Here is a 20,426-nt window from a genome sequence, read left to right as displayed (position 1 = left end):
GGCCGTCCGGGGCCGTGAACGAGGCCCGGGGCCACCGCCCCGGGCCGTGGCATCACGCCGTCGCCCCGCGCCATCCGGTCCAGGCCGGGTGGAGCGGGTCGTCGGCGCGCACGACCGCGTCCGCGTGGTCGCCCGGCGTCGCCTCGTCCTCGTACCGCGCGAAAGCGGGCAGCGTCCAGCGCTCGGCCTCCCCGGTACGCCGCCGGAGCGCACCCGGCGACAGCCGCAGATGGACACTCAGGTCGAACGGGAACCAGTGCCCCAGCAGCAACGGCCCGTGGACCACCAGCACCCCGCCCTCGGGCAGCGGCCGGTACGGGCTCCGCGTGGCACGGTCGGTCGCCGGATCCCAGAGATCGGGCAGCACCCGCCCGCTCCCGCCGGCCTCCAGCGGCCCGAAGACCTCACGCCACAGCGCGCCCGTGTCGAACCAGCTGTCGTAGTACGAGTCGGGATCCTCCTTGCCGTACTCGTACCGCAGGCTCGCCGGCCGCAGGAACCCCTCGGTGGACACGACCAGCACCGCCCGGCCCCGGACCCGCAGAGCCTGTGCCACGCGCTCGGCCAGCTCCCCGGTACGGGCCGCCGGAGCGCCGTCGACGGCGACCTTCGGCCAGGGGCCGCCGTCGGCGGGCTCCAGGGTGTCGGCGCGTACGGCGAAGGCTTCGGCCAGCCGCTCCCAGGTGATCGCTTCGAATCGCACCCGCCCATCATCGCCCCGGGGCCGGTGATCGGTGCCGGACGTCCCACCAGCGAGGGGCGTCCTCGTCGGGTTCGTCGGGGCTCGCGAAGCGGAACGGGATGCCGAGCCGCGCCGCCAGTTCCCGGCCCGTCCGCGCCGCCTCGCCGGTCCCCGCCGCGCCGATCCGGAAGCCGGCCAGGGCAACGCTCTCCCACGGCTCGGCCAGGACGGCGGTCAGCACCACGATCCAGCCCCGGGTGTCGCCGTCCCAGACCGCCTCGACGGCCACGGGATCGCGGGACAGGGCGCCGACGGCCCCGGCCAGGGTGCCCACGTCCCGCGGGGCCGGGGGCGGCAGGCGGTCGGCGAGCTCGCGTTGGCGCCCGTCGAGCACCTCTGCGCATTCGTGCAGCTCGGGACGGGGGTCGATGCCGCTCTCCCGCATCGCCTGGACGGCCTGGATGTTCCGACCCGCCAGGACCAGTTCGTCGACCCGCTCGCGTACGGCCGCGGGAAGCGTCCGCCACAGGAGTTGTGCCCGGTGGCTGTCGGTGAGGCGCAGCACGCGGTCGGCGAGCGGGCGCAGGCCCGGTTCGCGGCGGGCCGCGGTTTCGGCGAGCCTGCGGATGTCGGCGAACCACCGTCCGGATACGCCGTCCGGCGCGTCGATGCGCCGGAAGCCGCGCTCCAGCAGCCCCTGGGCGTTCTGCGGCTGCCCGCGCAGTACGGCCTTCGTCGCGGCGACCGCGTTGGCCAGCGCGCTCGCCGGGCCCGACCAGTCGTCACCGCACGAGGCGGGACGGCTCTCGCCCGGTGCGGGCGGTGACGACACGACCTCCAGGTCCACGCGCCAGAAGAGCGGAAGCCCGCGGAAGGCGGCGAAGAGCAGCCGCCGCTCGCGGGAGTTGCGCGCATCGGGGTCCGTGCGCAGGGATTCCAGGGGCGCGACCGATTCGAGTACGTCGCGGACAGCGGCGAGGCAGGGGGCGAACCGGCCGCCGGGCACGGTCCAGACGATGTCGATGTCGCTGTACGCGTCCGCTGTTCCGCGGGCGAGCGAGCCCCGCAGCTTTGCCCGCGAGCCGGGGCAGTGCGCGGTGAGCGCCCGCAGCAGATCCTGTGCGAACGCGGCGCGCCGCGCCGGGTCGAGTCCGCCCTCGCCCGCCCCGTCCCGCGGATTCTCCCCGCTGATGGCCGCACTCTCCCCGTTCATGATTGCCGTTCTCTCTGCTTCGTGGCCGCCTACGATCTTCCCCATGGACCTCGAATTCGCCCGCACGTTCGCCGCCGAGTGGCTGGACGGCTGGAACTCCCATGATCTGGACCGCATTCTGACGCACTATCACGAGGACGTGACGTTCAGTTCGCCGGTCATCGCGCAGATGACCGGCGACGCCTCGGGCACGGTGCACGGCAAGGAGGCCCTGCGCGCCTACTGGGCGACGGGCCTGGAGCGCATCCCCGAGCTGAAGTTCGAGCTGGTGGACGTCCGGGTGAGCGTCCACGCCCTGGTGATCGACTACCGCAACCAGATCGGCGGCCGGGTCAGCGAGGTGCTGACCTTCCGCGACGGCCTGGTGATCTCCGGTTTCGGAGCGTACGGCGAGACGCTCGCCAACTGACGACCGACCGCGGCGACCGACAGCGGCGACCGACAGCGGCGGCAGGCCCGGAACCCGCCGGCGGCCGCCGCTTCCGGTGGACGAGCGGCGCGCGCTACTTCCTCGCGCCGCAGTCCACCGCCTCGGCGTCGTCGGAGAGTTCGCTGCCCTCGGGCAGCAGATAGGTCACCCAGAGCACGACGGGTTCGGTCCCCGTATTGCGTCCGATGTGCCGGTGGTCGGTCCCGGACTGCTCGATGAGCGTCGAGCCCGCGGGCGTCACCTCGACCGAGCAGTCGTCCAGGACACGCGTCAGCGTCCCGGACTTGACGACGGCGATCAGCTGACCGGGGTGGGTGTGCCAGCCGGTGGAGCCGCCCGGCTCGATCGTGATGGTCCGGAAGGTCACATCGGTGCGGCCGTTGGGCGTCCGCACGTTCAGCTTTCCCGTCGATGTGCCCTTCGCGAGCACGGTGCCGCTCACCCCGCTGCCCGGTGTGGCCACGGCCGCCGACGGCACGAGGCCGAGCGCGGCCACGCAGCCGGCCAGGACCAGGGCCTTGCCGGACCGTCCCCGGCCCGCCCACCGCTTCTTCTCGTCCCTTCGCCGTGCATCACCGTTGCGCACACCCGACTCCTCTGCGTCTGCGTCTGCGTCCGGTGATCGCCTGATCACCCCGGACCGGCCGACACCCATGATCCATGCGGGAGTCGGGACAGGGAACCACCGCCCCGTCAGTCGCCGCGCAGCGCAGCGGCGAGCGGTCCGTCGCCCGACACCTCGACGCGTCCGTCCTCGACGGCCTCGGCGAGGGTCAGCCCGCCCTGCGCCAGCTCCAGGCAGACCTCGACGTCGAGTGCGATGCGGGCGTCGGCACGGTCGGCGGGGCCGTCCCCGTACACCGCCGCTCCGTCCTCCGTACCACCGGCGCGCACATGGAACTCGCCCTCGTCCAGGTGCACTTCGACGACTCCCTCGTAGGCCGGCCCGTCCAGCGCACGCAGCAGCGGAAGCGCGAACCAGTGGGCCCGCACCGCATCGGTCGGCCGCCGTTCGGCGAGCGCGGGCGCGCCCCACTCGGCGAGCGCGGCGAGCACCGGCATCAGTCCGTGGCCGCGCTCGGTCAGCTCGTAGACCGAGGCGGCGGCGGGCGGCGGGAGCCGGCGGCGGGTGGCGAGGCCGTTCTGCTCCATGTCCCTGAGCCGGGAGGCGAGCACGTCCGTGCTGACGCCGGGAAGGTCGGCGTGGAGATCGGTGTAGCGGCGGGGGCCCGCCAGCAGTTCACGGACGATCAGCAGCGTCCACCGGTCGCCCACGGCATCGAGGGCGCGTGCGGTGGCGCAGAACTGGTCGTAACTCCGGCGGCGGACCGGGCGCGTTGCGGGCTGTGGCTGACGTGGCATGCGACGCAGTCTAGACATGTTGTTGGACTTTCCAAGCCCGAGCTTGGTAAAACCAAGTATCGCAATCGGGTCGGGGAGGCACCGCATGGAATTCCGGCAGTCCAGCAAGCTCAACGAGGTCTGTTACGAGATCCGGGGCCCGGTCATCGAGCACGCCAACGCCCTGGAGGAGGCGGGCCACAGCGTGCTCCGGCTCAACACGGGCAACCCCGCGCTCTTCGGTTTCGAGGCGCCGGAGGAGGTCGTCCAGGACATGATCCGGATGCTTCCGCAGGCCCATGGCTACACGGATTCGCGCGGCATCCTGTCCGCCCGCCGGGCGGTGGCGCAGCGCTACCAGGCGATGGGGCTGGCGGACGTCGGGGTCGACGACATCTTCCTCGGCAACGGCGTCTCCGAGCTGATCTCGATGGCCGTCCAGGCGCTGCTGGAGGACGGCGACGAGGTGCTCGTACCGTCCCCCGACTACCCGCTGTGGACCGCGGTGGTGACCCTCGCGGGCGGCAAGCCCGTGCACTACATCTGTGACGAGGCGTCGGACTGGAACCCCGACCTCGCCGACATGGCCTCGAAGATCACCGACCGCACCAAGGCCGTCGTGATCATCAACCCGAACAATCCGACCGGTGCCGTCTACCCGCGCGAGATCCTCGAAGGCATCCTCGATCTGGCGCGCAGGCACGGCCTGATGGTGTTCGCCGACGAGATCTACGACCAGATCCTGTACGACGACGCCGAGCACCACGGCGTGGCGGCCCTCGCCCCCGACCTGGTCTGCCTCACCTTCAGCGGCCTGTCGAAGACGTACCGCGTGGCGGGATTCCGCTCCGGCTGGATGGTGGTCTCCGGCCCGCAGCAGCACGCCCGCAGCTATCTGGAGGGGCTGACCACGCTCGCCTCCATGCGCCTGTGTCCCAACGCGCCCGCGCAGTACGCCATTCAGGCCGCGCTCGGTGGCCGGCAGTCGATCCGGGAGCTGGTCGCGCCGGGCGGCAGGCTGTACGAGCAGCGCAACCGGGCCTGGGAGAAGCTGAACGAGATCCCGGGGGTGTCGTGCGTGAAGCCGAAAGGCGCGCTGTACGCGTTCCCGCGCCTCGACCCGAAGGTGCACCGCATCGTCGACGACGAGAAGTTCGTGCTGGATCTGCTGCTGCGGGAGAAGATCCAGGTCGTGCAGGGAACCGGCTTCAACTGGCCGCGACCCGACCATTTCCGGATCCTCACGCTCCCGTACGCTGACGATCTCGACGCGGCGATCAGCCGCATCGGCCGCTTCCTGACCGGATACCGCCAGTGATCGGACGCCCTCGGTGACCTGTTCCACCTGCAGCTTTCCCGTCCACACCCAGTTCGCCTCGTTCGGGCTGGTCGGCCCGATCGTGGAGGACGGGCTCGATCCGGCCACCGACCCGGCCTGGGCGGATTCGGGCGCGGCGTCACCGGCCGAGTACGCGCGCTGGTCAGGCCATCTGTGCGGTATGACCTGCCTGCGCATGGCCCTCGGCGCCGGGGCCCCGTCCCTGTTCGCGCTGCGCGACGGGGCGCTCGGATACGGCGCGTACACCGAGGACGCGCAGGGGGAGATCCGCGGGCTGATCTACGCCCCCTTCGCCGAGTACGCACGCGAGGTACACGGCGTGGACGCCACGGTGCACCGCCATCTCTCGCCCGAGGAGATCCTCGGCCTGCTGGACGGCGGCCGTACGGTCATGGCCTCGGTGCACTACGGCATCCGGTACCCGGAGCGGCCCGCTCCGGGGCGGGGCGGGCATCTGGTGCTGCTGACGTCCCGTACCGCCGACGGCGGGGGCGTCCACTTCCACAACCCGTCGGGGACGACGGCGAAGACCCGGACCGCGGAGCTCGCGCTGCCCGACTTCGAGCGCTTCTTCGCCGGGCGCGGGGTGTCGCTGCCCGCGAGCGCGTGAGCGGAGCGCCGTCCGGAGACAGGAGCGGGCCCGGGGGTGTAGCCGACCCCCGAGCCCTGGTGTGCCACCCGTTCGGCACGCCGACACTTTTAAGGACCCGTGTCAGGTTTATGTCGCCGCGTCCTGCCTTTAGACGACCGCAGATCGAAGCTCCGCGGGCCGGAGTCGAACCGGCATCTCGACGCACATGGGCACGGGCCCGTTTGATTCGGCGTTGGGTGGCGAATGCTGAGTCTGGAGCAAGAGTCTGAGATTGATCGCGGTCTGCCTCTACCATTTGGGCCACCCCGGCCCGTTGGTGCGCCGGGGCGCACGGAGTGCCGGGGGGAGGACTCGAACCTCCACTGGAACCGCGTCGTCACGACAAGCTTCAGTTTCAGCTTGCGCTCCTGGCGCACCCCGGCCGAAATGAGTCGGCCGGGGAATCAATGGTCGGTCACCCGAAGAGGTAACCGAATACCGCATCACCCACCCGCTGGTCGGTGACGTCCGCGCCGTTGGCTTCCTCGCGGGCGTACTTCACGGCCTGCTGGAGCTTCTCCACCCGGTCCAGCAGCTCGTTGACGCGCCGCGCGGGAAGGGCGCCGGAGAACTTCACCGTCGTCCAGTACCCGATCGGGACGTCCTCGTAGTACACCTCGACCTGCGCCGGGTGCTTGTCGGTGGCCTCCGCCTTCACGTGGTTGCGGGGCACCTTCTTGGTGCGGAGGGTCCGTACCGGCTCGGTCTTCCAGGAGTCCGTCGACGGGTCCTGGGTCCAGGCCTCCGCGGCGTCGAGGACCGGCAGCTTGCGGACAAAGGTGTTGAGGTCCGTCAACTGCTTCTCCAGGAAGAGCAGATACGAGACCGGCACGTCGCTCACGAGCACCCGCCCGTCGACCTTCACGTCCGCGCGGGCCGTGCAGTTGGCCCAGTCCTTCGTGGCGGTCACATCGAAGAGCCGGGTCAGGGTCGCCGCGGTCTCCCGCAGCACGTCCTCGGCCTTGATCTGCACCAGCGTCGACTCGGGCGGCAGCTGCTCGCCCTCCTCGTCCTTCGGCTGGTACGTCCGGGAGATACCGGCCAGCAGGCCGGTCTTCTGGAGGCCGTGATGGGCCGCCGTCAGGTCCTGGTGAGCCTTGGACTTGACGCCCTTCTCCACTGCGATGATCTGATTGAGTTTCGCCACATCGGGGACGCTAGCAGCGCCGACTCGGCCGGACCAAACGCTTTTCATACGGCCCGATCTGCGGACCGGTTCAGGCGGGAAGCGCCACGGTGAGGTCGCCCTCGCCCCGGACCGACCCGTACGAGTGGTTTCCGCCGGGCGCCCATGTCCTTGCCGCTGTCCGGCGGGGGCCGCTTGTCACAGTGAGGCCCGCGTGTCCGCGCCGCCCGGCTCGCGGGCTCTCCGCCGGCATCCCCATACGGACACCACCCGTGTGCGGACACCAGCCGTGCGGACAGCAGCCACGTGCGGACAACAGGCACGTACGGACACCAGCCGTGTGCGGACGCCACCCGTGTATGGACACCACCCGCGTATGGACACCACCCGTCACCGCCTCCACCAGGCGCCGAACGAAGGGCCCCGCCTTGTCCCGTATCCCCCGCTTCCCCGTCGCCAAGGGCCGCACCGGCCCGAAGCGGCGCCCCGCGCTGACCACGACGGCCGTCACGCTGGCCGTACTGGCCGTGGGCACACCCGTCGCGTCCGCCACGCTCGGCGACGAAGCCCCCGCGGCCTCGCGGTCCAAGGCGTCGGCCCTTGCCGCGCGCGGAAGTGCGTACATCGAGACCCGGCTCCTCTTCGGCACCGAACGCCCCGATGGAGGACCTGCTGTGACGGATCGCCAGTTCCTGGCATTCATCGACGACGAGGTGACGCCGCGCTTCCCGGACGGGCTGACCATCCAGGACGGCCGGGGGCAGTGGCGGGACTCCAACGGTGTCATCGAACGGGAGCGCAGCTACGAACTGACCCTGCTCTACCCCGCGTCCGAGGCCCGCGTGCGCGATGCCCGGATCGAGCGGATCCGTGACGCCTACGAGAAGGCCTACGCCCAGGACTCGGTGGCCCGGCTCGAAGAGCGCACGACCGCCGACTTCTGAATCCGGGCGCTCGCCCGGTCGGGGTAGTGTGCCCCGGCCGGGTACGGGACCGTACTCACGCGCCGAACGGGGGACGATCCACATGGGCACGCCAGTACGCCACTTCACGGCCACGACACCGGACGGTCAGGTGTTCACGGTCAATATCGAGCGGGACTTCCGGTACGACCCGTACCGCGACTTCCTCGTCTGCACCCACTGCGACTGGTCGCCGTCGCTGCTGACCATGAAGAAGATCGTCGACATGGCCGGGGAGCATCTGGCATCGGTGCACGGTGCCGACCAGGGCCTGTCCCAGCAGGACAACGAGGGGTTCCGCAAGGCGCGGCTGATCATGCTGCCGATCGTCGCCGTGCTGCTGATCGCTCTCTTCGTCTATCTGCAGAACTCCTGAGAGCGGGGCGGTACCGGTGCCGGCCGGATTCAGGCCCCGCCGAGCTCCATGAGCGCGCTCACCGGATCGGTGTCCGGAGTGGCACGGGGCCACCAGTCGTCCTCGCCCGGCTCGGATTCGTAGCCGTACCAGCGGCCGTCGTGTCCGAAGCGGAGCTGAAGTGTGCCACCGGGGTGGGTGAGGTGGTTGCGCCAGGGCTGGAAGCGGGGGAAACCGGCGGCCGCGAGCGCGGGACGGGCCCGGTCGAAGGGACCGGCCGGGGGGTCCCAGGGGGTTTCCAGGACGGCCAGTCCTCCGGCACCGCCCTGGCGCCAGGCCGCGACGGCACGGGCCAGGTCGGTGGTGGTGCGGCCGGTGGCGTAGGCCAGCTCGCGGTAGAGGGCGCGGGTGGTGGCGGTGAGCCCGGCGGTGGGACGGGACGCTGCCAGCCGTACCGCGTCCTGCCAGGGGGTGAGGCCGGCGAGCGGGTCGAGGCCGGTGGTGAGGAGCGCGTGCGCGCGGGCCGCCGCGTCCGTGGCGAGGTGGTCCAGGGCCAGCGGGTCCCGTGCGCCGGGCAGGCTCGGGTACGAGGGCGGCTGCGCGGGGTGCGGCAGCACCGGAAGCGGGGCGGGGAGCGGTGGGAAATAGCGGTCGGCGAGGGCCTCGCGGGCCGGCACGGAGGGGGTGGCGGGGGCCGCGGGGCGTTCCCGCGCAGAGTGGGCGGCGTTGCGGCGGCCCAGCTCTTCGAGGAGTTCCCGTTCGCCCCGGCCGCGCAGCAGCAGGAGGACGAACGGGTCGCTGTCCAGGAGTCGCGCCATCTGGTAACAGAGCGCGGCCACGTGCTTGCAGGGCCAGCCGTGGTCGGGGCAGGAGCAGCCGGGGTCGAGGTCCCCCGCTGCGGGCAGCAGTGCTATGCCGGCCTCGGCCGCCGTGTCGGCCAGCGAGTGCGGCATCTCCTTGGTGAGCAGCGCGGCAAGGTGGCCGGGCCGGGCCGCGACCGCGTCGAGGAAGGTGTCCCAGTCCGGATCGGCGAGGGTCCGCAGCCGCAGTTCGCAGCGGTAGGGGCGGGGCCGGCTGCCGTGGACGTAGGCGACGACCCGGCCGGGGGTGACGGTGATCGCGGCGACCTTGCCGCTGTCGGCGTACGTGCGGCCTCGGGAGAGCCGGGCCTCGTCCATCGAGAGGGATTCCAGGGCGGCCACCCAGGCACGGCCCCACCAGCTGTCCGCGAAGGGTTCGTCGCCGTCCCCCGTGCGGGGCGGTACGGCCTCGAAGGTGCGCCGCAGATCGTCGGGGCCGGGGCGCGGGCGGGCGACGGGACGGGGATCGTGGCCGGTGTGCGGGCGGGGGCTCATGCCGGCCTCCGGAGCGAGACGAGATCGGCCAGGTCGCGGTCGCTGAGCTCGGTCAGCGCGGCCTCGCCGGTCCCGAGGACGGTGTCGGCCAGGGCCCGCTTGGCCTCCAGCAGCTCGCCGATCCGGTCCTCGACGGTGCCTTCCGCGATCAGCCGGTGCACCTGAACGGGCTGTGTCTGGCCGATGCGGTACGCCCGGTCCGTGGCCTGTTCCTCGACGGCCGGGTTCCACCAGCGGTCGTAGTGGATGACGTGGGCGGCCCTGGTGAGATTGAGCCCGGTGCCCGCCGCCTTGAGGGAGAGCAGGAAGACCGGGACCTCGCCGGACTGGAAGCGGTCCACCATCCGTTCCCGCTCGGCGACCGGTGTGCCGCCGTGCAGGAGCTGGGAGGGGACGCCGCGCGAGGCGAGGTGGGCGGCGAGCAGCCTGGCCATGGTCACGTACTGGGTGAAAATCAAGACGGAGCCGTCCTCGGCGAGGATCGTGTCGAGGAGTTCGTCGAGCAGGGCGAGCTTGCCGGAACGGCCGACGAGGCGGGTCGGCTCCTCCTTCAGATACTGCGCGGGGTGGTTGCAGATCTGCTTGAGCGAGGCCAGCAGCTTCATGATCAGGCCGCGGCGGGCGATGCCTTCCGATGCCTCGATGAACGCCATCGTCTCGCGGACCGCCGCCTCGTAGAGCGTGACCTGCTCGCGGGTGAGGAAGACGGGGTGGTCGGTCTCCGTCTTGGGTGGCAGCTCGGGGGCGATGCCCGGGTCGGACTTCTTGCGGCGCAGGAGGAAGGGCCGGACCAGGCGGGAGAGCCGTTCGACCGCTTCGTCGTTGGCGAGCCCGGCGGCCGTGCCGGTGTTCTCGACGATGCGGGCGTGCCGGGCCCGGAACGCCTTGAGGGGGCCGAGCAGCCCGGGGGTGGTCCAGTCGAGCAGGGCCCACAGCTCGGAGAGGTTGTTCTCCACCGGGGTGCCGGTGAGAGCGACCCGGGCCGGGGCCGGGATGGTGCGCAGGGCCTTCGCCGTGGAGGACTGGGGGTTCTTCACGTGCTGGGCCTCGTCGGCGACGATCAGGCCCCAGCCGTGGCCCGCCAGTTGCGCGGCACTGGAACGCATCGTGCCGTACGTGGTGAGGACGAAGCCGCCGGCGGTCCCGGCCAGGGTGCGGTCGGTGCCGTGGAAGCGGCGCACGGGGACACCGGGAGCGAAGCGGCTGATCTCCCGGTGCCAGTTGCCCAGCAGGGAGGCGGGGCAGATCACGAGGGTGGGCTCGGGGCGGGCGCGGTGCAGATGGAGGGCGATCAGCGTGATCGTCTTGCCCAGGCCCATGTCGTCGGCGAGGCAGCCGCCGAGGCCGAGCGAGGTCATCCGGTCCAGCCAGGCCAGGCCGCGCAGCTGGTAGTCGCGGAGGGTGGCGTCCAGGCCGGGCGGCGGGGCGATGGTGGTGTGGTCGGCGGTGATGCGCTCGCGGAGCGCGGCCAGCGCTCCCACGGGCACCGCTTCGACCTGTTCGCCGTCCACCTCGGCGGTGCCGGTCAGGGCGACGGCGAGGGCGTCGACCGGATCGAGCAGGCCGAGCTCCCGCTTGCGTGCCTTGCGTACGAGCGCGGGGTCGACGACGACCCACTGGTCGCGCAGGCGCACCACCGGGCGGTGGGCCTCCGCGAGGATGTCCATCTCCGCCTCGGTGAGCCGCTCGTCGCCCAGCGACAACTGCCAGTTGAAGGCGAAGAGCTGCTCGGCGTCGAAGAACGAGGTGCCGTCGGTGGCCGCGCCGGGCGCGGGCCGCACGACGGCTGAGGCGGTGAGCGAACGGGCCAGCTCCCTGGGCCAGTGCACGCTCACCCCGGCCGCCGCCAGCCGGGCTCCGGCATCGCCGAGGAGTTCGTACAGCTCGTCCTCCGCGAGGGCGAGCACATCGGGCACCGGCTGGTCGAGCAGTCTTTCCAGCGGTGCCCAGACACGGGCGGCCCGGCGCAGGGCGAGGACGGCGTCGATCCTGGCACGCGGGCCGAACGGCTCGCCCGCCCCGCCGTTCCACAGCGCGGCGGCGTCGGTGACGTAGGTCGGGTCGGCGAGGCTGTGCACCTGGGTGACGGCCGCGGCGGCGTGCCGCGCGGCGCCGGGGCGGCCGGGGCCGGAGGTATCGGAGGCGTCGGCCCCGCCGGGAGCGGTGGCGTCGGAGGTGTCGTACGTATCGGCCGTGTCGAAGAGCTCGTACGCCGACAGGTCCAGGCGCAGCGACACCCGTACACCCGCGTCGAGACCGGACGCGACCTCGACCGCCCAGTCACGGGCTCCGGGCAGGTGCTGGGCCTCGCGGGCCGCGAAGGGCGCGCCCATCGCGTATGCCGCCGCGGGCGTACGGGGCAGGGTGTCGGCGACCGCGTCGAGGAAGGATCCGAGCAGCCACCGGGGGTCGGGGAGCCGGAGCGGGGTGGAATCCGGCAGCGGTACCGCATGCCCCTCGGCCGGCATGGCGGCGGCGATCGCCCGGAGATGGGCGATGTCCTCCGCGTCGCGCGGCCCGGCCCGCCAGGCGTCGTGGTCGTCGCCCGTCAGACCGGGGAGCAGTCTGCCGCGTGCCGCCAGGTTGAGCGCCTGGAGCGCGGCGGCGCCCCAGCAGCGCGTGGCGGGGTGGGCGGACTCCTGGTGCCGGGCCCGCACCAGCAGCGGCAGCGCGTCGGCGACGGGCAGCAGCACCGCGGGCACCGTGCGCCGGCGGACGCCGTCGCCCTGCCCGTGCCTGCGGACGACAATGATCTCCGCCGAGCGCGCACCGGGTGCCGGGCTCCCGGGGTCCGCGGGGTGTGCGCGGAGATCGCCCGGCTCCGGGAGGGGACCGCCGTCGGGATCCCAGAAGGCGACGCTCCCGTCCCTCGGCAGCGGTGCGGGCAGGAACACGGCGGCACAGCGCAGAAGACGGACGGTGGAGGCGTCCTGCTGCTGCTGTGCCGTGGTCATCGCTCCCCCTCCGCTCCCGCGCCGATCCTCTTGATCGCCTCGGCCTTCATGACTCCTGCGAGTCTAGGCGGGGGGTCTGACAACCGGTCCTCAGTGCTTGGCCAGCGGCTTCGGAGGTGAGGGCCGGGCGGGAACAGCGGCCGGGGGCGGCGGTGCGGACATGGGCGCGGACGCCGCGGCCGACGGCTGCTGGGGTCGCGGCTGCGCCTGGGCCGGGCGCCTGGCCTGGGCGGGGCGCTGCGGCAGGGCGGGGCGGGGTGCCTGCGCATGGCGCTGCGACTGCCGCTGCGGCTGCGGCTGGGCGGCGGCGCCCTGCGGGGGCGGCGGCTGTTGCTGCCTTGGCGCGAGCTGCTGCTGTCCGGGCGCCGACTGTTGCTGCGCGGGCGCGAGCTGCTGCTGCCCGGGCTGCTGTGCCCGCTCCAGGAAGCGGAGCAGCTCCACCGGGAACGGCAGCACCAGAGTGGAGTTCTTCTCCGCCGCGACCGCCACCACTGTCTGCAACAGGCGCAGCTGGAGCGCGGCCGGCTGGGCGGACATCTCCCCCGCCGCTTCCGCGAGCTTCTTCGACGCCTGGAGCTCGGCGTCCGCGTTGATGACCCGGGCCCGCCGCTCACGGTCGGCCTCGGCCTGGCGGGCCATGGAGCGCTTCATGGTCTCCGGCAGCGAGACATCCTTGATCTCCACCCGGTCGATCTGCACGCCCCATCCGACCGCGGGGCTGTCGATCATCAGCTCCAGGCCCTGATTCAGCTTCTCGCGGTTGGACAGCAGATCGTCCAGATCGCTCTTGCCGATGATCGACCGCAGCGAGGTCTGTGCCATCTGCGACACCGCGAACCGGTAGTCCTCGACCTGGATCACGGCGCTCGCCGCGTCGACGACCTTGAAGTAGATGACCGCGTCCACCCGCACCGTCACGTTGTCCCGGGTGATCCCGTCCTGCGCCGGCACCGGCATCGTCACGATCTGCATGTTGACCTTGCGCAGCCGCTCGATGCCGGGGATCACCATGGTGAACCCGGGTCCTCGTACATCGTCACGGAGCCTGCCGAGCCTCAGCACGACGCCCCGCTCGTACTGCTTGACGACCTTGGCCGCCGCGGCCAGGTACAGCGTGCCCACCGAGGCCGCCGCCACTACCGCGATCACGAGATCCTGGACCATGTCGGCCCCCTGACAGCCGAAAACTGACCGAATGCGACCGAATCAAACGAATTCCGTCAATCGCGCAAATCGTATGAATCAGCCGCTACTACCACGGTATGCCCAGTCTCAATCAATAGGAACACGGACGGGCCCCCGCCGTGCGCGGCCCTCCCCCGCCCGGCCGCGCACCGGATGCCGGGGCACCGGCGAGGGGGCAGGGTTTGCGGCGTCAGCACGTACTCCGTAGACGAGGACCCGCCCATGCCCGTGATCGCCCACCGACGCCGCCGCCTCGGCATCGCAGCCGGGACCGTGCTCCTGACCCTCACCGTCGCAGGCTGCTCCGGCCTCGGCCGGACCGCGGTCGGGCCGATCACCTACACGACGGAGCGGGGCGCCGTGATCATGGTCAACAGCCCGTCCGTGAAGGGGTGCCACCGCCTCGCCCCCTCGGGCGCCAGGGCCGTGAACAACAGCACCCTGGTCGACATCATCCTGTACCGCACACGCGACTGCACCGGCCCGGGGACGACGTACCTCGCGACGATGCTCAGCGATGTCAATGGGCTCTCCGCGCTGCCGTGGCGCAGCTACAGCACGGTCCACTGACCGGACAGACCGTGTTCAGCACCGGTCCGGCGGCTACGCGGGCACCGCGCGCACCCATATTCCGTCGTCCGTGAGATACCGGTCGACGGTCAGGCCCGCCGCCGCCAGATGTCCTTCGAACTGTTCCTTCGACAGCTCCCGCGACCGGAACGTCTGGGTCCATCGCGCGTCGTCGAAGACGTACTCGGCGTGCACCGAGTCCACCCCGTCCCCCACGGGCTCCGCCGAGACGATCCGTACGGTGTACCCGCCCGGGTATCCGTCCGGATAGGTCCGCTCCCTCGGCAGGTTCGTGTGGTAGTCGGCGCCCTCGCGCTGGAAGAGCACGACACCGCCTTCCTTGACGTGCTTGCGGCAGGTCCGCAGCAGCCCGTCACGCACCCGGTCCTCGCTCGTGTGCACCAGGAACGACGCCAGCATCACCACGTCGAACCGCTCCTCGCCGAGGTCCAGCGACTCGATGGGGCTCCGCACGGTGCGGGCACCCCGGATGTGCTCCAGCATCTGTGCCGACTCGTCCACGGCGGTGACCTCGAAGCCGCGCTCGATCAGCGGATGAGTCACCCGGCCCACGCCGCAGCCCAGTTCCAGAATGCTCGCTCCGGCGGGCACCGCCGCCGCGATCACATCCGGTTCGTCGCGGACGGGCAGCCGTCTGTACAGCTCGACCGCGCAGCCGTCCGGCGTGATCGCACCGGGCCCTGTTCCTGAATATCCCTCACGCACGAGTTGTCCGCTCATGTATGGACGAACGTACGGTCGTTGACGATGGTTCCGGCCACGGACACCGCCCTCCTCCCGTTCACAGCGAGCGGCGCGCGACCAGTGCCGCGCTGATGTGCTGGAGGTCGGCCGGGCGGGCCGGGGAGAGGCCGGTCAGCCGGTCGATGCGGCGGATGCGGTAGTCGACGGTGTTGGGGTGGATGTGCAGGGCGGCCGCGGTGGCCCGCCGGTCCAGGCCCAGTTCGAGATACGTCTCCAGTGTGCGCAGCAGCTCCGGCTTCGCCTCCAGCGGCCGCAGCAGCTGCGCGAGCCCGCGCAGGGCCTCGCTGGGCCGGCTGAGCTGGTATTCGAGCAGGACATCGGCCAGCCGGTACAGGCCGGGCGGGCGGCCGGTGCGGGCGATCAGGTCGACGATCTCGGTGTTGCGCGCCACGGCGGCCGGCACCTCCTCCGGTCCGGCGGTCTCCGCGGCAGCGGTGATGGGGACACCGGCGGCCCGGGTCGCCTCCTCGATCAGCTCGCACAGACCGCCGGGTCCGTGCCACGGCGGCGGCTCGGCGACGGGCAGCAGCACCGTGCCGCCGGAGGCGTCGAGGGCGGTGAGCGCCGGCGTACCGGCGAAGTGGTCGAGGGCCGTGCGGACCCGGCGGATCTTGCGCCGGGCCGCGACGCCCGCGCCCGGCCCCGGCAACTGGTTCAGCTCGTCGGGGTGCGGGCCGAGCACGAGCGTCATCGTGAGGTAGCGGGCGGCCGGGCGCAGCCCGGCGCGGTGGGCGAAGCGGTCCAGGGGTTCCCCGGTCAGCAGGGCGGCCATCAGGGCGTGCCGGCCCCCGTGTTCCTGGCTGTCGAGGATCTGCCGGGCCTCCAGGTACGCGCTGCTGACGGCGGAGGTCAGCTGCTGCTGGAGGACCATGATGCGGTCCATGATCTCCAGAATGGTGGCGAGATCGCCGGGCAGCGCCCCCTTCGCGGTCTCCTGCCAGCACATCGCCGTGCCGACCTGGTAGGCGGTGAGGATCGCGTCCAGCGGCACGCCCTCCTCGGCGCGCTGGGCCGCCGAGTCCCGCTGCTGGGCGAGTTCGGCGTCCGTGGCGGGGCGGCGGTGCTCGACCACGTCGGCGAAGAGCCGCAGATTGTGCTGGACGATGTCGGCGATGTCGCCGGAGATCTCCTCGTGCGGCAGATCGGCGTAGACCGGAAGATCGGCCAGCAGCCGGGCGACGACACGGCCGGTCAGGGCCGGGACCCGGGCGCGCAGCTGCGCGGCCACCGGACGCCCGGCGATGGACAGCGGCCGGCCCCGTGGCCCGCCCGGGACACCGTGCTCCCCCGCGATCACGAGCGGCCGATTGTCACGCGTCACAAGTTCCCCCGCAGAAGTCTGCGTTACCCACCAGTTAAACGACGGCAGTCGAGTCTGCATGATGACCGGCGTCACACGCCATGCCACGTTCCGCCCCCCACCGCCGGAGGATTCCGTGAACATGCCGCAGAACAAAGGCATCTGTCGTTCCGTCAGAACCATCATGGGCACGCTCGCCCTGGCCGGTCTGGCCGTGGGGACCGGTGCGGTCCCGGCCTCCGCGGCCGGTACGGACGACACCACGTCCTATGTCGCGCTCGGCGACTCCATGGCCTCGGGACCGCTCATCCCGGACATCACGGGGCCGGTGGCCTGCGGCCGTTCCACGCACAACTACCCCCACGAACTGGCCGCGCGCCTCGGTGCGTCGCTGACCGACGTCACGTGCAGCGGCGCCTCCTCCAAGCACATGACCGAGAAGCAGTCGCTGTCGCTGCTCGACATCCCGATGGGCTCGGCCCCGCCCCAGTTCGACGCGCTGCGCGCGGACACCGACCTGGTGACGCTGACCATCGGCGGCAACGACGCCGGTCTGGTCGGCATCGCGCAGAAGTGCACCACCCTCGACCCGAACGCCACCCCGTGCAAGGAGAAGTACAACGAGGGCGGCGTGGACCAGGTGGGGCAGCGCATCGCGGAGTTCGCGCCGAAGCTGGGCGCCGTACTGGACGCGATCCACCAGCGTTCGCCGCAGGCCCGGGTGGTCGTCACGGGGTACGGCCTGTACATCAAGCCCGGCGGCTGCTGGCCGCTGCAGCCGGTCCTCCCGGTGGACGCGGACTTCCTCCAGGGCAGCGTCGACCGGATGAACGCGGTGATCGCCCAGCAGAGCGCCGCGCACGGGGCCGAGTACATCGATCTGGCCACGCCCAGCAAGGGCCACGACTCCTGCCAGGCCCCGTCGGACAAGTGGGTCGAGGGCTACGTGCCGACCGCGGCCGCCGCCCCGCTGCACCCCAATCGCAACGGTGAGGCGAACTACGCCGCCATCATCGGCGCGCGCCTCCAGGGGAGCTGACCGAAGTTGCTCCATCGCCTGCTGCGCGGGCTGCTGGCGGCGGCGCTCGGCGCCGCCGCCCTGCTCGTCCCGGACGCCTCCGCGGCACCGGCCGCCGGGGCGTCCGGGCCCGGCTGCGACCCGCTGGCGCCCGTCGAATGCCTGCTGCCGTTCCCGAACGACTGGTACACCCGGCCCGACCCGGCCACCGACACCGGCCGCCGCGTGTCCTTCGGCGCCACCACGCTGCCGCGCGCCGCGGCCGGCCGGACCGTCGACCCGACGGCCTGGAACCGGTCCGACGGCTTCTCCCCCGGCTCGACGCTGATCGCGCACGTCCCCGGCCTCGACCTGGCGGCGACCGGCGCGGCCCCGATCACCGACATCGGCCGCTCCCTGGCCCCGGACGCCCCCGTCGTACTGCTGGACACCCGGACCGGCGAGCGGTGGCCGTACTGGGCGGAGCCGGACTCCAACGCCACCGACCCCGCGCGCCGGGCCCTGCTGATCCGTCCCGCGCGCAACTTCCGCGACGGTCACCACTACGCCGTGGCCCTGCGGAACCTCAAGGACGGGGCGGGGCGGACCGTCCCTGCCGCCGAACCGTTCGCCGCCGTCGCCGGGAGGCCGCTGCCCGCCGGGCATCCGCTGCACGCCCGGCAGCGTCAGCTCCGTCCGGCCCTGAAGGCGCTGCGCGGGGCCGGGGTCCGGTCCGAAGGGCTGTATCTGGCCTGGGACTTCACCGTCGCGAGCACCCGGAGTCTCACCGGCGACCTCTTCACCATCCGTGACGACGCGTTCCGCCGGCTCGGGGGCCGCTCCCCCGCGTTCACCGTCACCGGGGTCACCGACTTCACAGCCGAGCAGGACCCCCGGATCGCCCGCGAGGTGACCGGCCGGATCGAAGTGCCCAGCTATCTGAACCTGCCCGGCGGCCCGCCCGGCTCCGTACTGCACCGAGGCCGCGACGGCCTGCCGAGGCGGCTCCCGTCGAACACCCGGCCCGCCACGTTCCGCTGCGAGATACCGCGCGCCGCCTTCCGCACCCCCTCGCACCCCGCCCTCTACGGGCACGGCCTCCTCGGCCGCCGCTCCGAGGTCGGCGCGGGCAACGTCAAGGCGATGGCGGCGGAGCACGACTTCACGTTCTGCGCGACGGACTGGATCGGGATGGCCGAGGAGGACATACCCGTGGTGCTCGGCGCGCTCGCCGACCCGAACCTCTTCCCCGCCGTCCCCGAACGCAGCGAACAGGGCATGCTGAACGCCCTCTTCCTCGCCCGCGCCCTGATCCACAGCGACGGCCTGACCACCGACGCGGCCTTCCGCGACACCGACGGCCGCCCGCTCGTCGACATCCGGCACGGCATCGGGTACGACGGGAACAGCCAGGGCGGAATCCTGGGCGGCGCACTGGTGGCCGCCTCGCCCGACATCCGGCGCGGGGTCCTCGGCGTCACCGGCATGAACTACGGCCTGCTCCTCAACCGCAGCGCCGACTTCGCCCCGTTCCAGCAGGTCCTGGACCTGTCCTACCCGGACAAGCTGCGCCAGCAGATCGTCCTCCAGCTGTTCCAGATGGTGTGGGACCGGGGAGAGACGAACGGGTACGCGAACCACCTCACCGACCGCCATCGGGTACTGATGCACATCGCGTACGGGGACCACCAGGTCGCCAACGCGGCGGCCGACGTGGAGGCGCGCACCATCGGCGCCCGGCTGATCGCCCCCGCGCTGACACCGGGCCGCAGCCCGGACACCGTCCCGTACTGGGGCATCGGGACCGTCACCCGCGACCAACTGCCCCTCCGGGGCTCCGCGATGACGGTGTGGGACAGCGGCACACCCAGTCCGCCGCCCACCAACACCCCGCCCACCGGGGCGAGTCACGGCCACGACCCGCACTCGGACCCCCGCAACTCGTCGGCCGCCCGTCAGCAGAAGGCCACCTTCCTGACCACCGGCCGTGTCATCAATGTCTGCGGCAACACGCCGTGCACCGCCGTCCCCGCCTCCTGACACCCCCCACCCCTCCCCCCGACAGGGATGCAGACAAGGAGCACCATGCGTACGCACCGCATCACCCAGGCAGCCGTCGCGGCCGCCCTGCTCGCCGGCACGGTCCTCGTACCGCCCGCCCTCGCCGCCACACCGGCCGGCGCACCCGCGGCGAGCGCCGAGGCCGGCACGCGGGCCGCCGCCGTCCCGTTCACCGCGGCCACCGCCAGGCGCGCCGCCGACGGCGGCTACACCCTCTCCTGGTCCTCCGCCGCCCGGTCGGTGACCGTCACCGCCGTCACCTCCCCCGACGCCACCACCGGCACCCCGGTGGGCACCGCGCCCGGCACCGGTTCGCTGACCGTCCCCGCCGCAGCCCTCGCCGAGGCAGGACGCTGGTACTTCCGCCTGGTACCGGACAGCGGTTCCCCGCTCGTCGTCGCCGACCGTTCGCTCGGGATCGAGTCCGCCCGCAACTTCCGGGACATCGGCGGCTACCGCACCACCGACGGCCGCTGGGTGCGCCCGGGTCTGGTCTACCGCTCCAACAAGATCAACAGCCTCACCGACGCCGAGCAGCAGCGCCTGCTCTCCCAGCGCCTCACCCTCGATGTGGACCTGCGCAACGCGGTGGAGCGGCACGACGACCCGGACCGGCTGCCCGCCGGTGTGAAGTACCAGGTCGCCGATGTGGTGTCGCTCAGCCACGGCATCCGCTTCCACGACTCGGCCCTGATGACCCTGGCCGAGGCCATCGCGGCCGGGCTGTTCTCCGGCTCGTCCGACCTCGGCCAGTCCATCGGCTACCCGTTCATGGTCAACTTCGTCGGCGCCGACTACGCCTTCCACGACCTGCTCACGGCCGTCGCCACGAACGATTCCGGCGCGACGCTCTACCACTGCAGCTCGGGCAAGGACCGCACCGGCTGGAGCACCGCCGTCCTGCTCACCCTGCTCGGCGTCCCGCGCGAGACCGTCGAGGCGGACTTCCTCGCCAGCAACGACTACCTGGGCAACCCGAAGGCCGTCGAACTGAGCTGGCTGCGCGCGGCGTTCGACGAGGTGGACGACCTGTACGGCGACTTCGGCACCTACGTACGCGAGGGTCTGAAGATCGACGACGCGACGGTGGCCGCGCTGCGCACCAAGCTGCTCACCGACTGACGCACCGTCGCGACCCGGTGTGCCGACGGGCGGTGTCC

Annotated in this window: 19 protein-coding genes and 1 tRNA gene; 9 read left to right on the top strand and 11 right to left on the bottom strand. The window is 72.2% G+C overall.

Annotated elements, in window-relative coordinates; genetic code table 11:
* Nucleotides 1-52 precede the first annotated feature (52 nt).
* Both ACFYY1_RS05140 and ACFYY1_RS05135 read right to left on the bottom strand, forming a co-directional pair.
* The gene (locus ACFYY1_RS05140) at nt 53-703 is read right to left on the bottom strand and encodes a uridine kinase (protein WP_388580966.1); all 651 of its coding nucleotides are present in this window, start codon (nt 701-703) and stop codon (nt 53-55) included.
* A gap of 7 nt (nt 704-710) precedes the next feature.
* Nucleotides 711-1,895, bottom strand: a complete 1,185-nt coding sequence (locus ACFYY1_RS05135) for a hypothetical protein (RefSeq protein ID WP_388580963.1) — start codon at nt 1,893-1,895, stop codon at nt 711-713.
* A 43-nt stretch (nt 1,896-1,938) separates the two neighbouring features.
* Here ACFYY1_RS05135 and ACFYY1_RS05130 point away from each other — a divergent pair, with 43 nt between their 5' ends.
* On the top strand, nt 1,939-2,304 hold the full coding sequence (locus ACFYY1_RS05130) for a nuclear transport factor 2 family protein (protein WP_388580960.1): 366 nt from the start codon (nt 1,939-1,941) through the stop codon (nt 2,302-2,304).
* 94 nt (nt 2,305-2,398) lie between these two features.
* Here ACFYY1_RS05130 and ACFYY1_RS05125 read toward each other — a convergent pair whose 3' ends face one another.
* Together ACFYY1_RS05125 and ACFYY1_RS05120 are read right to left on the bottom strand one after the other, a co-directional pair.
* Complete coding sequence (locus tag ACFYY1_RS05125; RefSeq protein ID WP_388580959.1) at nt 2,399-2,911, bottom strand: cupin domain-containing protein; 513 nt, start codon at nt 2,909-2,911, stop codon at nt 2,399-2,401.
* Between the two features lie 107 nt (nt 2,912-3,018).
* Entirely contained in the window at nt 3,019-3,687 is a 669-nt protein-coding gene (locus tag ACFYY1_RS05120; protein WP_388580956.1) for a winged helix-turn-helix transcriptional regulator, read from the bottom strand.
* A gap of 85 nt (nt 3,688-3,772) precedes the next feature.
* On the opposite strand from ACFYY1_RS05120, the gene ACFYY1_RS05115 reads away from it, so the two are divergent.
* Complete coding sequence (locus ACFYY1_RS05115; RefSeq protein ID WP_388580953.1) at nt 3,773-4,984, top strand: pyridoxal phosphate-dependent aminotransferase; 1,212 nt, start codon at nt 3,773-3,775, stop codon at nt 4,982-4,984.
* 13 nt (nt 4,985-4,997) lie between these two features.
* Complete coding sequence (locus tag ACFYY1_RS05110; RefSeq protein WP_388580950.1) at nt 4,998-5,615, top strand: peptidase; 618 nt, start codon at nt 4,998-5,000, stop codon at nt 5,613-5,615.
* 318 nt (nt 5,616-5,933) lie between these two features.
* On the opposite strand, the gene ACFYY1_RS05105 is transcribed toward ACFYY1_RS05110, so the two are convergent.
* Both ACFYY1_RS05105 and ACFYY1_RS05100 read right to left on the bottom strand, forming a co-directional pair.
* A tRNA-OTHER gene (locus tag ACFYY1_RS05105) sits at nt 5,934-6,019 on the bottom strand.
* A 32-nt stretch (nt 6,020-6,051) separates the two neighbouring features.
* Nucleotides 6,052-6,783 (bottom strand): hypothetical protein, encoded by a 732-nt coding sequence (locus ACFYY1_RS05100; RefSeq protein WP_072483100.1) that lies wholly within the window; start codon nt 6,781-6,783, stop codon nt 6,052-6,054.
* Between the two features lie 407 nt (nt 6,784-7,190).
* On the opposite strand from ACFYY1_RS05100, the gene ACFYY1_RS05095 reads away from it, so the two are divergent.
* Together ACFYY1_RS05095 and ACFYY1_RS05090 are read left to right on the top strand one after the other, a co-directional pair.
* Complete coding sequence (locus ACFYY1_RS05095) at nt 7,191-7,706, top strand: DUF3574 domain-containing protein (RefSeq protein WP_388580947.1); 516 nt, start codon at nt 7,191-7,193, stop codon at nt 7,704-7,706.
* Nucleotides 7,707-7,788: 82 nt separating this feature from the next.
* Entirely contained in the window at nt 7,789-8,100 is a 312-nt protein-coding gene (locus ACFYY1_RS05090; RefSeq protein WP_388580945.1) for a hypothetical protein, read from the top strand.
* A gap of 29 nt (nt 8,101-8,129) precedes the next feature.
* Here ACFYY1_RS05090 and ACFYY1_RS05085 read toward each other — a convergent pair whose 3' ends face one another.
* The 3 genes from ACFYY1_RS05085 to ACFYY1_RS05075 form a co-directional block, all read right to left on the bottom strand.
* Nucleotides 8,130-9,434, bottom strand: a complete 1,305-nt coding sequence (locus ACFYY1_RS05085) for an SWIM zinc finger family protein (RefSeq protein WP_388580941.1) — start codon at nt 9,432-9,434, stop codon at nt 8,130-8,132.
* Complete coding sequence (locus ACFYY1_RS05080) at nt 9,431-12,388, bottom strand: DEAD/DEAH box helicase (protein ID WP_388580938.1); 2,958 nt, start codon at nt 12,386-12,388, stop codon at nt 9,431-9,433. The genes ACFYY1_RS05085 and ACFYY1_RS05080 overlap by 4 nt, the downstream gene beginning before the upstream one ends.
* 90 nt (nt 12,389-12,478) lie before the next feature.
* On the bottom strand, nt 12,479-13,552 hold the full coding sequence (locus tag ACFYY1_RS05075; RefSeq protein WP_388580936.1) for a slipin family protein: 1,074 nt from the start codon (nt 13,550-13,552) through the stop codon (nt 12,479-12,481).
* Nucleotides 13,553-13,795: 243 nt separating this feature from the next.
* Here ACFYY1_RS05075 and ACFYY1_RS05070 point away from each other — a divergent pair, with 243 nt between their 5' ends.
* Nucleotides 13,796-14,143, top strand: coding sequence for a hypothetical protein (locus tag ACFYY1_RS05070; RefSeq protein WP_388580933.1), 348 nt, complete (start codon nt 13,796-13,798; stop codon nt 14,141-14,143).
* 33 nt (nt 14,144-14,176) lie between these two features.
* Here ACFYY1_RS05070 and ACFYY1_RS05065 read toward each other — a convergent pair whose 3' ends face one another.
* Both ACFYY1_RS05065 and ACFYY1_RS05060 read right to left on the bottom strand, forming a co-directional pair.
* Entirely contained in the window at nt 14,177-14,884 is a 708-nt protein-coding gene (locus ACFYY1_RS05065; protein ID WP_388580930.1) for a class I SAM-dependent methyltransferase, read from the bottom strand.
* A 61-nt stretch (nt 14,885-14,945) separates the two neighbouring features.
* Nucleotides 14,946-16,157 carry a PucR family transcriptional regulator gene (locus tag ACFYY1_RS05060; protein WP_388581524.1) on the bottom strand — a complete coding sequence of 404 codons (1,212 nt, stop codon included), beginning with the start codon at nt 16,155-16,157 and terminating at the stop codon, nt 14,946-14,948.
* Nucleotides 16,158-16,350: 193 nt separating this feature from the next.
* On the opposite strand from ACFYY1_RS05060, the gene ACFYY1_RS05055 reads away from it, so the two are divergent.
* The 3 genes from ACFYY1_RS05055 to ACFYY1_RS05045 are packed head-to-tail and all read left to right on the top strand — an operon-like array spanning nt 16,351 to nt 20,388.
* Nucleotides 16,351-17,247 carry an SGNH/GDSL hydrolase family protein gene (locus ACFYY1_RS05055; RefSeq protein WP_388580927.1) on the top strand — a complete coding sequence of 299 codons (897 nt, stop codon included), beginning with the start codon at nt 16,351-16,353 and terminating at the stop codon, nt 17,245-17,247.
* A gap of 6 nt (nt 17,248-17,253) precedes the next feature.
* Nucleotides 17,254-19,245, top strand: a complete 1,992-nt coding sequence (locus tag ACFYY1_RS05050) for a hypothetical protein (RefSeq protein WP_388580924.1) — start codon at nt 17,254-17,256, stop codon at nt 19,243-19,245.
* A 45-nt stretch (nt 19,246-19,290) separates the two neighbouring features.
* Entirely contained in the window at nt 19,291-20,388 is a 1,098-nt protein-coding gene (locus ACFYY1_RS05045) for a tyrosine-protein phosphatase (RefSeq protein WP_388580921.1), read from the top strand.
* Nucleotides 20,389-20,426 lie beyond the last annotated feature (38 nt).

The organism is Streptomyces sp. NPDC001890 (genome assembly GCF_042891445.1).
Taxonomy (GTDB): Bacteria; Actinomycetota; Actinomycetes; order Streptomycetales; family Streptomycetaceae; genus Streptomyces.
The sequence above is the reverse complement of the archived record's forward strand: the minus strand, read 5'-3'. Positions and strand labels throughout refer to the sequence as shown.

Excerpts from the sequence above, each read along its gene's own strand:
- ACFYY1_RS05080 (WP_388580938.1), bottom strand. The coding sequence starts at position 12,388 with ATGACCACGGCACAGCAGCAGCAGGACGCCTCCACCGTCCGTCTTCTG.
- ACFYY1_RS05085 (WP_388580941.1), bottom strand. The coding sequence starts at position 9,434 with ATGAGCCCCCGCCCGCACACCGGCCACGATCCCCGTCCCGTCGCCCGC.
- ACFYY1_RS05075 (WP_388580936.1), bottom strand. The coding sequence starts at position 13,552 with ATGGTCCAGGATCTCGTGATCGCGGTAGTGGCGGCGGCCTCGGTGGGC.
- ACFYY1_RS05090 (WP_388580945.1), top strand. The coding sequence starts at position 7,789 with ATGGGCACGCCAGTACGCCACTTCACGGCCACGACACCGGACGGTCAG.
- ACFYY1_RS05070 (WP_388580933.1), top strand. The coding sequence starts at position 13,796 with ATGCCCGTGATCGCCCACCGACGCCGCCGCCTCGGCATCGCAGCCGGG.
- ACFYY1_RS05120 (WP_388580956.1), bottom strand. The coding sequence starts at position 3,687 with ATGCCACGTCAGCCACAGCCCGCAACGCGCCCGGTCCGCCGCCGGAGT.
- ACFYY1_RS05115 (WP_388580953.1), top strand. The coding sequence starts at position 3,773 with ATGGAATTCCGGCAGTCCAGCAAGCTCAACGAGGTCTGTTACGAGATC.
- ACFYY1_RS05130 (WP_388580960.1), top strand. The coding sequence starts at position 1,939 with ATGGACCTCGAATTCGCCCGCACGTTCGCCGCCGAGTGGCTGGACGGC.
- ACFYY1_RS05065 (WP_388580930.1), bottom strand. The coding sequence starts at position 14,884 with ATGAGCGGACAACTCGTGCGTGAGGGATATTCAGGAACAGGGCCCGGT.
- ACFYY1_RS05055 (WP_388580927.1), top strand. The coding sequence starts at position 16,351 with ATGCCGCAGAACAAAGGCATCTGTCGTTCCGTCAGAACCATCATGGGC.
- ACFYY1_RS05045 (WP_388580921.1), top strand. The coding sequence starts at position 19,291 with ATGCGTACGCACCGCATCACCCAGGCAGCCGTCGCGGCCGCCCTGCTC.
- ACFYY1_RS05135 (WP_388580963.1), bottom strand. The coding sequence starts at position 1,895 with ATGAACGGGGAGAGTGCGGCCATCAGCGGGGAGAATCCGCGGGACGGG.